Source organism: Nitrincola salilacus, from assembly GCF_046271865.1.
GTDB lineage: Bacteria > Pseudomonadota > Gammaproteobacteria > Pseudomonadales > Balneatricaceae > Nitrincola > Nitrincola salilacus.
Genome location: NZ_CP176580.1, coordinates 472,081 through 487,026, shown reverse-complemented (window position 1 = coordinate 487,026; position 14,946 = coordinate 472,081). Strand labels below are relative to the sequence as shown.

The following is a 14,946-nucleotide window of genomic DNA, read 5'->3' as shown; positions in this document are numbered from 1 at the left end:
ACACACAATCGCAGCACCAGCACACGTTGTTCAGGTACTGCGATTGACTGCTTGCTACATCAGCAATACATCAAGTATAGACGGGAATGGCGAATATGGACGATGGACGCGATTTTGCATCAAGCCGGATCAGCCAGATTACCCTTCGCTTCCAGCCAGGTTTTGCGGTCACCTGAGCGTTTTTTCGCCAGCAGCATATCCATCAACTCCATGGTGTCGTCGGCATCATCCACTGTGAGCTGTACCAGACGGCGCGTATCCGGCGACATGGTGGTTTCGCGCAGTTGCAGCGGATTCATCTCACCCAACCCCTTGAAGCGCTGGACATTGATTTTCGCATTCTTGCGCTCAGCGCGAATACGGTCGATGATCGCATCACGCTCTTCATCATCCAGTGCATAGGCGACCTCCTTGCCGACATCGATGCGATACAGGGGTGGCATCGCGACATAGACATGCCCTGCCTTGACCAGTGGACGAAAATGCTGAATGAACAGCGCGCACAGCAGCGTGGCGATATGCAATCCATCGGAGTCGGCATCGGCCAGAATACAGACCTTGTTGTAACGCAAACCTTCAAGGTTATCCGAACCCGGATCAACACCGATTGCAACCGCTATATCATGGATCTCCTGAGAAGCGAGGATCTCACCGGAATCAACCTCCCAGGTGTTGAGAATCTTACCTCGCAGCGGCATGATCGCCTGAAACTCGCGACTGCGCGCCTGCTTCGCAGAACCACCGGCTGAATCACCCTCGACCAGAAACAACTCAGCCTGCGTGGCATCGGCACCGGAGCAGTCGGCCAGCTTACCTGGCAGGGCAGGGCCCTGAGTGACGCGTTTACGCACCACCTTCTTGTTGGTGCGCATACGCCTTTGCGCATTGCTGATCACCAGCTCAGCCAGCTTTTCGCCCTCCTCCACATGCTTATTCAGCCACAGCGAGAAAGCATCCTTGACCGCACCGGAGATAAAGGCGGCTATACCGCGGGAAGAGAGACGCTCCTTGGTCTGACCAGAGAACTGGGCATCACGCATCTTCGCTGACAGGATATAGCAGCAGCGCTCCCAGATATCATCCGGTGTCAGCTTGACCCCGCGCGGCAGCAGGTTGCGGAATTCGCAGAACTCACGCATCGCTTCCAGCAACCCGGTCCGAAGGCCATTCACATGTGTGCCACCGAGCGCGGTCGGGATCAGGTTCACATAGCTCTCGGCCGTGATATCACCCCCCTCGACCAGCCACTGCACCGCACACTCAACAGCATCCTCCTGGCCCTCCAGCACACAGGTGAAGGGATCCTCGGGCAGGGTGTCAAACACCTGAGTGGTGCCTTTCAAATAGGCTGACAGCCCTTCCTCATACAGCCACTCCTCCTTTTCAGGCTTGCCTGATGAGCGGTCTGTGAAGGTAATCTTCAGGCCGGGACAGAGTACTGCCTTGGCGCGCAAGATATGCTTCAGCCGCCCGACATGAAACTTAGGCGTATCGAAGTATTTCGGATCAGGAGAGAAGCGTACTGTCGTGCCGGTATTGCGTTTGCCGCAGGTATCTATGATTTCCAGATCAGATACCTTTTCGCCATCGGCAAAACCGATGCGATAGATATTGCCGTCACGCCTGATCTGCACTTCGAGCAGTTTCGACAGGGCATTGACCACCGACACGCCAACCCCGTGCAAACCACCCGAGAAGGTATAGTTATCGTTATTGAACTTGCCACCGGCATGCAGCCGAGTCAGGATCAGTTCAACCCCACTGACACCCTCTTCCGCATGGATATCCACCGGCATCCCTCGTCCATCATCACTGACCGTGAGTGAGCTGTCTTCATGCAGGATCACATCTATCTGCCGGGCATGCCCTGCCAGCGCTTCATCCACGGAGTTATCGATCACTTCCTGAGCCAGATGGTTCGGCCGGTCGGTTTCGGTATACATTCCGGGGCGGCGCTTGACTGGGTCGAGGCCACTGAGGACCTCTATCGCGTCGGCATTATATTGCTTCATCAGCTCTGTTTTCCTGTTCAGGCGTTACAACGGGTAAGGGTGTTGCTGGCGGAAGATCGATCCGCCCTTCGGCAAAGGCATAGATAGCCGGGATCAGTTTTTCAAACTGCTCAAAACCATGACTACCACCTTCCTGCACAAACTGGGTGCAAGCGGCATATTTATTCACAGCGTCCCGATAATCAAGTGTTTCATCGGCTGTCTGCACCAGCAGCAGATAACGTGAGGGATCCTGTATCCGCTGTGTATCCAGCATCTGCAACTGTAACAGATGTTCACGGGTAAGATGATAGCGCTCGTGGTTGTAGAGGTTTTCATTTTCGCCCAGCCACGCCTCCAGCAAACGATAGGGGGCAACGGCAGGGTTGACCAGCACGGCTCTCAGATCCGGCTGACTCTCTACCAGCCAGTTGGCGTAGTAACCCCCCAGTGAACTGCCGATCAGCGTCACGGGGCGTGTCGATTGTGCCACCAGTTGTTTCAGTTGCTCCATCGCCTGAGCTGGCCAATGCGACAGCTCGGGCACCTGCAACTGATCCGCCAGTCCAAGCCTCTGCATACCGGCCTGTAGCAACCTCGCTTTCCAGGACTGGGGCGAGCTGTTAAAGCCATGAATATAGATCAGATTCGAGGTCAGCATCTGCTCTCCAGTATTACGCTTCAAATGCATCCTGTACACGCTCAAGATGAGCCACAATCTGCCCATCTGAGTGCAGCTCATACCAGCGATAGCCAGGCAGACCAGCCTGAGGGTCATCCTCTGTGGTCACCGTCAGCATCCCCGGTTTGAACTGTACGGCAGTCGAGGGTGCAGACCACATGGTGATACCGGCATATTGCAGCTCCAGCGCCTGATGCACATGTCCACACAGCACACCTTTGACCTGTGAGTGAGGCTTTACTCGATTCCAGAATTCTTCTGCATTTGCCAACATGATCTGATCCTGCCAGGGAGTCCCGATCGGCAATGGGTTGTGATGCAGGGCGATCAGGGTAGGGGCATCCGTATGCTTTGATAAAGTGCTTTCCAGCCACTCCAGAGAATCCGGTGAAATCGATCCACTACCTTTACCATCCGGTAGATGGTTCGAATCCAGCAACAGCATCCGCCAGCGACCAAGACGCAGTTCAGACTGTTTCAGCACCGAGATATCAAAACGATCCATCTGCTCACTGTTGTCGTGATTCCCTGCCACCCAGCAACGCACGCCAGGCAGGGGCTGAATCGTCTGCAGCAGACGCTCATAAGCGGAGAGCTCACCATGGTGTACCAGATCTCCACTGAGCAGCACAGCATCAAAGGATATACCCAACGAGAGCGCATGCGCCACCACTCGCTTCAGGAGAAACTCACTGTCGCGTTCATAATAATGACCACCGGGTTCCGGCGATATATGACAATCACTTATCTGGAGTAAATAGCGCATAGTCAGTCAGCCAGAACGGGTTCCATCTCAAATCCGTGATCAAGACACAGATTCAACCACTCGCCGAGATACTGGTTCAGCTGTTGTTTTTCATCAGGCTGATGCATCTCACCATTGGGGTAGGGGTAAACGCCGCTGAGTTGGCGGCGACGCTTGAGACAGATTACTTCTGCCATACGTGCATCATGATACAGGCGCACAATCAGTTGCGGTGCCTCAAGCCAGCGGGAATCCGATTCATGCACATAGGACAGCAGCAGCGTACTGGTATATCTGAAGCGTTCATCTATCTCTATTCGGACAACAGCTTGTTGCTGCACCATACCCACCCTGAACTCCCGCTCATCGCAGGATTCAAAATCCGGCAGCAGTTTCATGATTCGGGCATAGTTGATCTGACACTGGGCCATCTGCCTGGTCAGGTCCGGAACATATTTACGCTTCATCGATTCTCCGCATCAGGGCTACCCCTTCAGCCAGCACCTCATCGTGCCTGAGCTGAAGCCATTGCAGTGCAATAATGGCTGCCGCATTGTTGATCACACCTGTATTTACCAGTTCAAATGCCTGTTCGGCACTGAGCAGGTGGACCTTGATATCTTCTCCTTCTCCGGCCAGACCATGAATCCCCTCAGCTTTGGAGCCATCAACATAGCCACACAGCAGATCCAGCCATTCATCACATCCACCGGGACTCGGCAGATAACGGGTTATATGTTTAAGATGATGCACTTCAAGCCCTGCTTCTTCAAGCGTTTCCCGTTTTGCGACCTCTTCAGGCGTCTCGCCTGGCTCGATGATACCGGCCACCAACTCCAGCAACCAGGGTCCGGCTGGCGCTTTCAGTGCACCCACTCTGAACTGTTCTATTAATACGACAGCATCCTGAAGTGGATCAAACAGCAGCACAGCTGCTGCATCCCCTCTGCGTAGCAGTTCGCGCTGGACGCTGATCTCACCGCCCCGAAAACAGGCATGCGTCAACGTCAGGCTATGGATATTCAGAAAACCCTTATAGGATTGCTTATCCTCATCCGTATTGAAGTCATCAGACCCAAAAGAGGGTTGCCAGCTGGCAGTCGTACTCTTCACACATTGTCCTTTTCAAAAGTTGACCATGACATAAAATGCAGAACAAAAATGCACGGCGTTCAAGCAAAAATGCCGGACTGTCACCAGCCCGGCATTCGGGTTTGCACTTGAGTTGAACCGGGTAGTACCCGGAACAATCACCCAGGCATGGTTATTCTTTTTGCCCGCCAAAGCTTCCGAAAAAGTGGCGTTCGGTCTCGAAAGGATCCGGATTGGTCAAACCAAAGACTCCACCAATTTCGTCTGCTGCGGGACCAAAGAAGCGACCATCAATATTACCACGCATGAAATCAGGGTTATTGATGGTATACACCTCTCCACCCAGATCACTGCCGTTGATGGTCAACTCACCGCGCAGATCCAGCATCGGCGCATAGATAAAGCCTGGCAGCACAACCCCCATATCCAGATAATAATCATCCAGACTGAGCCCATCGACCATAATAGTATCAGTAGTGGTCAGTTCGATATTACCTGTAAGGAAGTTAGCCTCAGCCTCCATATTGGCCAGTGTGCGCCAGTATTGTCCAATATCAGGATTATTCGACGGCACCATATACTGTCCAACGGCTGTTCCACTATAGGTCCAGGTACCGGTTGTCGGCATATTTTCTGGCAGTGTTGTGTTACCAACGATGAACGTACCAACCACGCCAACTGTTTCCCGCTCTGGACCCGCCACATCGCTCCAGCTACCCAATGTCAGGTAGTCGTAAGCAGTTTCACCCATCGGCTGTTTGGTGTTGCGATCCACACTCGGCAGCTTGTTGAGCAGGATCAGCTCGGTACGGTGCTCGGCTATCTCGTCATTATAAATAACGCGCACACCGCCGTTGATCTCCTCAAACACCTCAATCATCGGGTTGGAACGATCCAGCACCAGCTGATTACCAGTTCTTGAGGCATTTTCCGAATTCAATACAATGCGCGTAATCTGGCCACTGCTGTCTCGCACCACATTGAAGTCCGCCAGTGTGTCGAACACCAGGTTACTGCCATAGGGAATAGGTGGGACGGGTTCTGGTTCCGGCTCTGGTTCTGGCTCTGGAGCATCAGGATCCGGATCAGGCGGTTCTGGAGAAAAATCAGGATCATCCGGATCTGGTTCTGGTTCAGGCTCTGGCTCTGGTTCGGGCTCTGGCTGAACCACGGTCAGATCCATCACCAGCGAATAGGAGTTACCCTTGCGCACTGTTCCGCTCTGAGAAGGTACTTCAATATCCGGTGCAATCACGGGATCCTGATTGGCAGGCGGCTGTGACGGCGTACCGGGAGACGGAAAGGAAGGAATGGTATTGCTCGAACCTCCCCCGCCGCAACCCGCCAGCATCAGCGTTGCGACTGTAAGGGCAGTCAGTTGAAAAGGTGCTCGGAAAGGCTTCATTCACATTCTCCATGTTGAGTCCGCTCAGAGCTCGACGGCTGATCAAAAGCTGAATCAGACGAGCGCCACCGCAGCATAGGACTCTGATACTAAAGCCAATACAGACTGTAATGCAATATCAGCAATAAACTTTACCGTACTTGCAGTTGGAGTAATTTATACCCGAGACTTGGCGTAACGCCTGCCGGCTGCTAGTCTGCGCAGGACGAGAAACAGGCAATCCTCGGATTAACCTGTCTTCACCCCTTTCCAGCATAGGTCAACCGAGTGAAAAAAACAGTACTCATTCTGCTCCTGCTGATTGCCGTTGTTTCAACCACATCCGCTGCAACCGCTCGAGCCGATAGTCTGCAAGCCGCACTTGCTCATGCCGATATCCTGTTCAGGGCCTCAGAGCATGAGGCACTGATTGAATTCCTGCACCCCTACAGACAGATGAACGAGCCGCCACTGGAAGTGCTGTTCATCCTCGGCATGAGTTACATGCAGCAGGAGCAGCACACACTGGCAGCAGATGAGTTCCGATTGATGCTGGCACGAGATCCATCACTGATCCGCCCAAGACTTGAGCTGGCACTGGCACTGCAGCGTAACGGTGATCTACAGGGTGCTCGCTACCATTATGAGCAGGTACTGGCGGCTGAACTACCCATTGGCGCGCAGCGCAACATCTATCAGATGTTGTCACAGATCCGTGAGCGCGAACCAACCTTACGCCTGAATCTGGAGCTGACTTCAGACACCAACCCGACACAAACAACCAGTAGTGATGTGATCTATATCGGTGGTTTGCCTTTCATTCGCAATGATCAGGATCAAGCTGAAACCGTCTGGGGAGTTGCCGGCTCTGCCGATCTGCACCTGCCACTTCCCAGCAATCCAGACTGGTTTGCCCGCATGTACGGCAGTTTTCAGGAGTATCCCGGTCGCGCGCTGGATGCTCAGTATGCACAGGTCAATGGTGGACGACGCGCGCAGTTCGGTGCCTATAATCTCAGTGCGGAAGCAGGTGCTCACATCACCTATTACGAGCATCGCAGGCAGCGCCAGGGACTTCTGGCCAGAGGCACGCTTTTCACCCGTCCCAGCCGATCACTCGCGCTATCGGGCGACCTGGAAGTTCGTAGTTTTCACTATCCCGAACTGGGCTACCTGGATGGCCACCAGAGCACAGCAACAGCTCGCGTTATCCACATCGCAACCCCCACTCAACGCTGGGATCTCTCCTTCAGCCTGTCCCATTATGACGCCAGCGCAAAGCCTTCAAGCTATCTGCAACCTGGGATCAACCTGCGTTATCTGCATGAATGGAATGGTGGCTGGATCAGTGGAGTACGCGTTCAGGGGCGTTACAGCGAGTATGAAGCCCCTGATCCCTTTTTCCGACAGACGCGTCGCGATGTCGAAGGACGTGTTGAGCTGGATCTTTTGAACCGCCGTATCGACTGGTATGGCTTCTCACCCCAGATGCTGTTCGGCTATACCCGACGCGAGTCCAATCTGACGCTCTACTCCTACGACCGCTTCTATGCCCGTATCGGACTGACCTCGGAGTTTTAGACGTCGTTAAGAACGCCTGCCAGATCACCCCGTCAGTGTGCGTCGTCTGGATTCGAAGATACAGCTGGCACTTTGCTGTTTGGCTTCCTTCTTCGCCTGTGCCGCCATCTCTGAGATCTCATGGAAGCTGCCACACCTGAGCGGATCGGGATGTACAACGCCCACCGCCAGACCCAGAAGCGGACAAAACTGACTTTGCCCCTGACGATCCAATCCCTGAAACCCTCCCTGCTGCAGATCCTCATCCGTGTAGAAGTGGCGCACCTGATGATCAAAATCCCTCAGGATCGCTTCACAAATCTCTTTCCAATCCTGGCAACGGAAAATGACGACAAAATCATCCCCTCCGACATGCCCGATGAAGTTTTCCTGATGCTCGGCATACTGTCCCAGCAAGTCTCCCAGCAGCCGGATCACCTGATCTCCCCTGGAATAGCCATAACGATCATTGAAGGGTTTGAAGTGATTCAGATCAAAATAGGCCACTCTGAAATCAGCACCGGACTGCAGCAGACCATCAATCTTTCTATTGATTGGTACATTCCCCGGCAACAATGTCAGTGGGTTGGCATAGCGAGCGTTCTGTATCTTCAGTTCGGTAATACGTTTCAACAGGTCACGTACGCTACCCATGCCGATATAACAACCATCCTGAACGATAACCAGATCCTGCTGCAGATTATGATCATTCTGATCGGTCAGCAGACGCGAAACTTCCTCCAGGCGGGTATGGCTCTCCACTACCATCGGGTCGCGCCGCATCAATCGTGATACCGGCTTATGCTCAAACAGGGAGCGGCCATACTGAGTGGAAAACAGCTCAAGCAGATCAGACCGACGCACCACACCAACAGGGCGGCTGTCTGACAATACCGGAATGCAGCCCCACTCCGGCTGCTCTCTGAAGAGAACACCAGCACCACGTATGGTATCTTCAGGCATCATGGCATCTACCGGGCACACCAGCGATAGCGCTGTTTCGGTAACATCTCCCGCGACATCCAGCGCAGCCGGACGAGCGCGAATCACCCCCGCGTCCAAAGCTAACGATGGCTCCGGCAAAGGCAATCCCAACAGATAGCCCTGGCCATATTGCACACCCAGCCCCTGCAGGACACGCAACTCCTCCAGAGTCTCGATCCCTTCGGCAATGATCATGCAGCGCAGGCTGCGTCCTACATTACAAATGGAGCGAACAAACTCGCGCTTGACCGGATCGCTGTCTACGCCCTGAATGAAATGTTTATCAATTTTTACATAGTCCGGTTGCAGCTCGGACCAGAGTTTAAGTCCGGAATAGCCAGCGCCCAGATCATCTATCGCGATTCGAAAACCCATCTCACGATAATGCTGAACAGCACTCAGGGAGAGACCTTGATGATCAAAAGGGTGTTGTTCAGAGAGTTCGATAACGATCTGATTCAGCGACAACCCCAATTGGCGCAACAGGTCGGCAGTAAAACCGCTTTGATGATCAGGGGAGCTGAGCAGGGATGCCGTCACATTCAGAAACAGCTTTCCTTCAGGTTTCAGATGAGCAAAGCGCTCCAGTGAGCGCTTACGGCACAGCAGTTCCAACGGATGCAACAGATCATGTCGCAAGGCAGCGCCAAAGAGCTCCAGCGGCGAATGCAACTGGCTGGTTTCGGGCCCTCTTATGAGCGCCTCATAACCCATCGCAAGCCCTGTCTGAAGATCCACGATCGGCTGAAATACAGGAAACAGAGACTCACTGTGAAGAATCTGCCGAAGCTCCGCCTCCTCTTGCTGCAATCTGTTTGTCGTCACCAACCTCATAACCTGCTTCCATCTCACCAGACTTGATGGTTAGGAAGTTTATGTAAGGATTATGACAGCTGGGTGACAGCTGGATCAGGCTGCGGGATCAGCGGCAAAACGCCTCAGTTGCTGAATCTCTTCTGCCCAGAGTGTTTCATCGATGGTTTCGAGCACCAGAGGAATACCGGTGAAGCGCTGATCACGCATGATATAGCGGAACACCTCCCAGCCTATCTCTCCGGCACCCAGACACTGGTGACGGTCGATTCGACTGCCCAACTTGCCTTTGGAATCATTCAGATGCATGGCATTGAGATACTGAAATCCGACCACCTGCTCAAATTCGGCAAAGGTCGCCTCACAGGCTTCCTGAGTGCGCAGATCATATCCCGCGGCAAAGATATGACAGGTATCCAGACAGACACCCACTCGGCTTTTATCTTCCACACCATCGATGATGGCAGCCAGATGCTCGAAGCGATGTCCGAGATTGGTGCCCTGCCCGGCGGTTGCTTCGATAACAGCCACCACACCACGGGTCTGATCCAGTGCCAGATTGATCGACTCAGCAACACGTTGGAGGCAAACATCTTCATCCAGTTGTTTCAGATGACTGCCAGGGTGGAAGTTCAGATACTTCAACCCCAGTTGCTCGCAGCGCTGCATCTCATCCAGAAAGGCCGCACGCGACTTTTCCAGCGCTTCAACCTCGGGATGGCCAAGATTGATCAGATAACTGTCGTGCGGCAGGATCTGCTCAGGACCAAATCCAAGCTCGGCGCAGCGCTCGCGAAAGCGGGCGATACTCTCCTGAGTCAGAGGTTTGGCATCCCAGCGGCGCTGGTTTTTGGTGAACAGAGCGAAGGCGTTGGCACCGATGGCATGTGCATTCAGCGGCGAGTTTTCCACTCCACCGGATGCGCTGACATGCGCGCCGATATAATACTCACTCACAGCTTGCAGGCGCCCCCGAGGCAGTCATCGAAATCCATCGATTCCAGCTCTTCACGTTCACTGTGTTGTTTCTGCAACTGTGCAAACAAACGACCCTCTGTAGAATCATCCAGTTTAACCGCAGCACGTTCAAAAATACTCAGCAGAGCCTTCAGCTCATCCAGTGTCAGATCATTCATATTGCTCTCCTTCAGTCATTTTTTCGCAGCTCATTCTGCCGTTACGTTATCCGACCGGTCGGATATGCTCAACCATCAACTGCAGATTGCGCTGACCACGAAACTCATTGATATCCAGCCGATACACCAGCTCGATTTCCAACACCTCCTGATCAGGCCAGAGGCGCGTATCTATATTAAATGCGATGGCATCCAGTGTCATGGCCGATCGAGGGTCCATCAACACCAGTTTCAGATGGCGCTTGCCAACCAGGCGCTGCTGCAGGATTCGAAAGCGGCCATCAAACATCGGCTCCGGGAACTGATGGCCCCAGGGACCAGCATCGCGCAGCAACTGCGCTAGCTCCAGCGTCAAACCATCCGCACTCAGCTCACCATCACTGACGATACGCCGTGTGAGCATTTCAGCCCCCATCTGGCGCCGCACTTCGGCATCAAAGGCCAGACGAAACGGCTCCAGCGACTCCGGCTGTAATGACAGACCAGCCGCCATCGCATGCCCACCGAATTTGCTGATCAGGCCCGGATGAGCAGCAGCAATCGCATCCAGACCATCACGGATATGAAAGCCACTGATGGAGCGCGCCGAGCCCTTGATTTCACCCTGCTCCCCCGGTGCAAAAGCGATCACCGGACGATGCACCCGCTCCTTGATGCGTGATGCAAGAATGCCCACCACACCCTGATGCCAGCTTGCATCATAGAGACATAGTCCATAGGGCATGCTGCTTTGATCCAGTTCCAGTTGATCCAGCAACAGCAGCGCCTGCTGCTGCATTCCCTGCTCGATACCGCGTCGCTCAAGGTTGAGCTGATCCAGCATCCGCGCCATCTCCAGCGCTGTATCCATCTCATCACACAGCAGACACTCAATCCCGATCGCCATATCCTCAAGTCGCCCTGCGGCATTGAGTCGCGGCGCAACAGCAAAACCGAGATCTGCGGCAATCAACTGCTCACGCTTACGCCCGGCCACCTCCAGCAGCGCCAGAATACCCGGCCGGGCCTGGCCGGCGCGGATACGCTGTAACCCCTGATACACCAACGCACGATTATTACGCTCCAGCGGTACCACATCTGCCACGGTGCCCAGAGCCACCAGATCCAGCAGAGAGGCCAGATTGGGCGCTGGCAGGCTTTTCGCCTGAAAATAGCCCCGCTGCTGCAGTGCGCGGCGCAACGCGATCATGACATAGAAGATGACACCAACACCGCAGGTGGATTTGGCGATGAATTCACAGCCGGGCTGGTTGGGATTGACGATGGCGCAGGCGGCGGGCAACTCACTGCCCGGCAAATGGTGATCGGTCACGATCACATCCAACCCCAGTTGCGCAGCTCTGGAGACGCCGTCGACACTTGATATGCCGTTATCCACCGTTATCAGAAGCTGAGGCTGTCTGGTGGCGGCCACCTCGACAATCTCAGGGCTCAGCCCATAGCCATACTCAAAACGGTTCGGTACCAGATAATCGACTTCGCGAGCGCCAAACATGCGTAGCGCCAGCACAGCCAGGGCCGTGCTTGTGGCACCGTCACAGTCAAAATCACCCACGATAAGAATTTTTTCGCCCTGCTCCAGAGCAGATATCAGACGCCCAACCGCCGCATCGATCCCCAGCAATTGATGATCAGGCAGAAGCTCTTGCAGATGGCGGCCTATCTGGTCTGGATTATCCAGTCCACGTGAGGCATAGACGCGTGCCAGCACCGGATGCAATGACTGCAAGGGTGCCGGCAGGTGTGCAGGTACGGGCCTGCGTTCAATGACTATCTCACTCATCAGGATCCGCTATGGCACTTAGCCACGGTGGATATGGCTGGCAACAAACGCCTGCACCCCACTCAAACTGTTTTCAAGCACGGTAAAGCGTTCTTCGCGCTCAAACAGATCGTGCAGATGTTCGGGCAGGCTCGGTGAATTCAATCCAGCCTTGACCACCGGTTCGGGAAACTTCACCGGATGCGCCGTTGCCAGCGTGATCATCGGTACCGAGCGGTCACGCCAGCACTCACGCGCGGCCTTGACACCAATTGCTGTGTGCGGATCCAGCAGATAACCAGTCTCAGCATGCACCTGACGAATCGTTTCGCAGGTCGCTTCATCGTCCACCCTATGGCTGTCGAACAACTCGCGCACGCGATCCCAGCGGCCTGCATCAAGTTTCACCGGCTCCTGACGGAAACGTTTCATCAGATCGGCAATCGCAGCACCATCATGGTCATAGACATCAAACAACAGGCGTTCGAAGTTGGACGACACCATGATATCCATCGACGGTGACAGAGTATGCTCCAACTGCCCCTTGGACATGTCATTGCCGGAGATCACCCGATGCAGAATATCGTTGCGGTTGGTCGCCACAACCAGTTGCTGAATCGGCAAGCCCATCTGCTTGGCGAGATACCCGGCAAAGATATCACCGAAGTTACCCGTCGGCACCGAGAAGGAAACAGGACGATGCGGGCCACCCAGCGCCAGAGAGGCCGAGAAATAGTAGACGATCTGGGCCATGATTCTGGCCCAGTTGATCGAATTCACCGCACCGAGTTTCTGACCCTGCAGGAAGCCCTGATCAGCAAAACTGTCTTTGACCATCTCCTGGCAGTCATCAAAGTTGCCTTCCAGTGCAATGTTGAAAACATTGTCCGACAGAATCGTGGTCATCTGGCGGCGCTGCACCTCGGACACACGGTTATAGGGGTGCAGAATAAAGATATCCAGATGCTCGCTGTGGCGACAACCTTCAATCGCAGCAGAGCCTGTGTCTCCCGATGTGGCTCCCATGATCACCAGACGCTCGCCACGCTGGGCCAGCACATGGTCCATCAAGCGACCGAGTAACTGCAGTGCAAAATCCTTGAATGCCAGTGTCGGGCCGTGAAACAGCTCCAGCACCCACTCATTCGTGCCCAGCTCGACCAGCGGCGCAACGGCAGAGTGATTGAAAGCGGCGTAGGTTTCATCCACCATCCGGCGCAGGTCCTCCTCTGCAATCGTATCGGATACAAACGGCTGCACCACCTTGAAAGCCAACTCAGCGTAAGAGAGACCACTCCAGGAAGCGATCTCCTCCTGACTGAAATGCGGCAGTTTTTCAGGCACATAAAGACCGCCATCATCGGCAAGGCCTGCCAGCAGCACATCCGCAAAGTTCAGAACCGGTGCCTGACCACGTGTAGAAACATATCTCATGACTTAATCCTCAGTCTGCCAGGTGATCAACGCGGATACGCACAACCTCACCGAGAATATCCGGCAGGGCTTCTATCTCACGCAGGGCTTCATTCATCATGCGCTCTTCAACCCGCTGAGTCAGCATGATAACAGGCACCTGAGCCTCCTTGGTTTCCTGCTGGATGATCGCCTCGATGTTGATCCCCTTCTCACCCAGAATACGAGTGACATGGGCCAGAACACCCGGCCTTTCGACGGCCTGTAAACGCAGGTAATAGCCGCTGACAGTCTCTTCAACATTCAGAATCGGCAGATCTGACAGGGCACCGGGCTGGAACGCCAGGTGCGGCACACGGTTCTCGGGATCGGCGGTGAGCGTGCGCACCACATCCATCAGATCCGCGACCACTGCCGACGCGGTTGGCTCAGCACCGGCTCCCGGCCCATAATAGAGCGTCTGTCCCACGGCATCGCCGCTGATCAGAATCGCATTCATCACGCCGTTAACATTGGCCAGCAGAGCTGACTTGGGAATCAGTGTCGGATGCACACGCAGCTCGATCCCCTTAGCGGTACGACGGCTGATACCCAGATGCTTGATGCGATAGCCCAGCTCTTCTGCATATTTGACATCTTCCGGAGTGATTTTACTGATCCCTTCGGTATAGCTCTTATCAAACTGCAGCGGGATGCCATAGGCGATGGATGCCAGAATAGTCAGCTTGTGTGCCGCATCAATCCCTTCGACATCAAAGGTCGGATCGGCTTCGGCATAACCCAGCGCCTGCGCTTCCTGCAACACATCGGCAAAGGCACGACCCTTGTCGCGCATCTCTGTCATGATGAAGTTGCCGGTACCATTGATGATTCCGGCCAGCCAGTTGATCTGATTCGCAGCCAAGCCTTCACGGATCGCCTTGATGATCGGGATACCGCCGGCAACAGATGCTTCAAATGCCACCATGACGCCCTTTGCCTGAGCAGCAGCAAAGATCTCATTGCCATGCACGGCGATCATCGCCTTGTTGGCAGTCACGACATGCTTGCCGTTCTCTATCGCCAGCAGCACCAACTCACGCGCGACATCATACCCACCGATCAACTCAACAACGATATCGATATCGGGATCGCGCGCGACAGCAAAGATATCCGGGGTAATCTGAATGCCGTTGGTATCAATAGCAGGGTTAATCCGACGGGTCGCAATCGCACCAATTTCGATGCGGCGACCCGCCCGACGTGCAATTTCATCCGCATTGCGCGTCAGTACTTTCAATGTACCGCTGCCTACGGTTCCCAGACCACAGATCCCAACTTTTACCGGCTTCAAACTACACCTCGCAGATTATCTCGCTCAGGACAGAACCCCACCCAATGAGGG

Annotated in this window: 13 protein-coding genes; 1 reads left to right on the top strand and 12 read right to left on the bottom strand. The window is 54.4% G+C overall.

Going from position 1 to position 14,946, the window contains the following annotated elements; all coding sequences use genetic code 11:
* Nucleotides 1-119 precede the first annotated feature (119 nt).
* The 6 genes from parE to ACK3CJ_RS02225 form a co-directional block, all read right to left on the bottom strand.
* Nucleotides 120-2,012 carry a DNA topoisomerase IV subunit B gene (gene parE / locus ACK3CJ_RS02250; protein WP_409524778.1) on the bottom strand — a complete coding sequence of 631 codons (1,893 nt, stop codon included), beginning with the start codon at nt 2,010-2,012 and terminating at the stop codon, nt 120-122.
* A complete protein-coding gene (locus ACK3CJ_RS02245; RefSeq protein WP_409524776.1) occupies nt 1,999-2,676 on the bottom strand; it encodes a YqiA/YcfP family alpha/beta fold hydrolase in 678 nt (225 codons plus the stop codon). The genes parE and ACK3CJ_RS02245 overlap by 14 nt, the downstream gene beginning before the upstream one ends.
* The gene (locus ACK3CJ_RS02240) at nt 2,666-3,439 is read right to left on the bottom strand and encodes a phosphodiesterase (protein WP_409524775.1); all 774 of its coding nucleotides are present in this window, start codon (nt 3,437-3,439) and stop codon (nt 2,666-2,668) included. Before ACK3CJ_RS02240 ends, ACK3CJ_RS02245 begins: the two co-directional genes overlap by 11 nt.
* Nucleotides 3,440-3,441: 2 nt before the next feature.
* Nucleotides 3,442-3,885 carry a DUF1249 domain-containing protein gene (locus ACK3CJ_RS02235; protein WP_409524774.1) on the bottom strand — a complete coding sequence of 148 codons (444 nt, stop codon included), beginning with the start codon at nt 3,883-3,885 and terminating at the stop codon, nt 3,442-3,444.
* Nucleotides 3,875-4,531 (bottom strand): NUDIX domain-containing protein, encoded by a 657-nt coding sequence (locus ACK3CJ_RS02230; RefSeq protein WP_409524772.1) that lies wholly within the window; start codon nt 4,529-4,531, stop codon nt 3,875-3,877. The genes ACK3CJ_RS02235 and ACK3CJ_RS02230 overlap by 11 nt, the downstream gene beginning before the upstream one ends.
* A gap of 151 nt (nt 4,532-4,682) precedes the next feature.
* Nucleotides 4,683-5,915, bottom strand: coding sequence for a transferrin-binding protein-like solute binding protein (locus ACK3CJ_RS02225; protein WP_409524771.1), 1,233 nt, complete (start codon nt 5,913-5,915; stop codon nt 4,683-4,685).
* Between the two features lie 267 nt (nt 5,916-6,182).
* On the opposite strand from ACK3CJ_RS02225, the gene ACK3CJ_RS02220 reads away from it, so the two are divergent.
* The gene (locus ACK3CJ_RS02220) at nt 6,183-7,475 is read left to right on the top strand and encodes a surface lipoprotein assembly modifier (protein WP_409524770.1); all 1,293 of its coding nucleotides are present in this window, start codon (nt 6,183-6,185) and stop codon (nt 7,473-7,475) included.
* A gap of 24 nt (nt 7,476-7,499) precedes the next feature.
* On the opposite strand, the gene ACK3CJ_RS02215 is transcribed toward ACK3CJ_RS02220, so the two are convergent.
* From ACK3CJ_RS02215 to ACK3CJ_RS02190, 6 genes are all read right to left on the bottom strand, one after another.
* Nucleotides 7,500-9,263 (bottom strand): EAL domain-containing protein, encoded by a 1,764-nt coding sequence (locus ACK3CJ_RS02215; protein ID WP_409524769.1) that lies wholly within the window; start codon nt 9,261-9,263, stop codon nt 7,500-7,502.
* Nucleotides 9,264-9,347: 84 nt separating this feature from the next.
* The gene (nfo, locus tag ACK3CJ_RS02210) at nt 9,348-10,208 is read right to left on the bottom strand and encodes a deoxyribonuclease IV (RefSeq protein WP_409524768.1); all 861 of its coding nucleotides are present in this window, start codon (nt 10,206-10,208) and stop codon (nt 9,348-9,350) included.
* Nucleotides 10,205-10,387, bottom strand: coding sequence for a hypothetical protein (locus tag ACK3CJ_RS02205; protein WP_151705220.1), 183 nt, complete (start codon nt 10,385-10,387; stop codon nt 10,205-10,207). Before ACK3CJ_RS02205 ends, nfo begins: the two co-directional genes overlap by 4 nt.
* A gap of 46 nt (nt 10,388-10,433) precedes the next feature.
* On the bottom strand, nt 10,434-12,170 hold the full coding sequence (recJ, locus tag ACK3CJ_RS02200) for a single-stranded-DNA-specific exonuclease RecJ (RefSeq protein WP_409524766.1): 1,737 nt from the start codon (nt 12,168-12,170) through the stop codon (nt 10,434-10,436).
* A gap of 18 nt (nt 12,171-12,188) precedes the next feature.
* A complete protein-coding gene (thrC, locus tag ACK3CJ_RS02195) occupies nt 12,189-13,583 on the bottom strand; it encodes a threonine synthase (protein ID WP_409524765.1) in 1,395 nt (464 codons plus the stop codon).
* A gap of 10 nt (nt 13,584-13,593) precedes the next feature.
* Nucleotides 13,594-14,895: a homoserine dehydrogenase gene (locus ACK3CJ_RS02190; RefSeq protein WP_409524764.1), complete on the bottom strand. Its 1,302-nt coding sequence runs from the start codon at nt 14,893-14,895 to the stop codon at nt 13,594-13,596.
* Between the last annotated feature and the right edge of the window lie 51 nt (nt 14,896-14,946).

What these genes read in the sequence shown, in the direction of transcription:
- thrC (WP_409524765.1), bottom strand. Translation starts at nt 13,583, where the DNA reads ATGAGATATGTTTCTACACGTGGTCAGGCACCGGTTCTGAACTTTGCG.
- ACK3CJ_RS02225 (WP_409524771.1), bottom strand. Translation starts at nt 5,915, where the DNA reads ATGAAGCCTTTCCGAGCACCTTTTCAACTGACTGCCCTTACAGTCGCA.
- recJ (WP_409524766.1), bottom strand. Translation starts at nt 12,170, where the DNA reads ATGAGTGAGATAGTCATTGAACGCAGGCCCGTACCTGCACACCTGCCG.
- ACK3CJ_RS02240 (WP_409524775.1), bottom strand. Translation starts at nt 3,439, where the DNA reads ATGCGCTATTTACTCCAGATAAGTGATTGTCATATATCGCCGGAACCC.
- parE (WP_409524778.1), bottom strand. Translation starts at nt 2,012, where the DNA reads ATGAAGCAATATAATGCCGACGCGATAGAGGTCCTCAGTGGCCTCGAC.
- ACK3CJ_RS02235 (WP_409524774.1), bottom strand. Translation starts at nt 3,885, where the DNA reads ATGAAGCGTAAATATGTTCCGGACCTGACCAGGCAGATGGCCCAGTGT.
- ACK3CJ_RS02205 (WP_151705220.1), bottom strand. Translation starts at nt 10,387, where the DNA reads ATGAATGATCTGACACTGGATGAGCTGAAGGCTCTGCTGAGTATTTTT.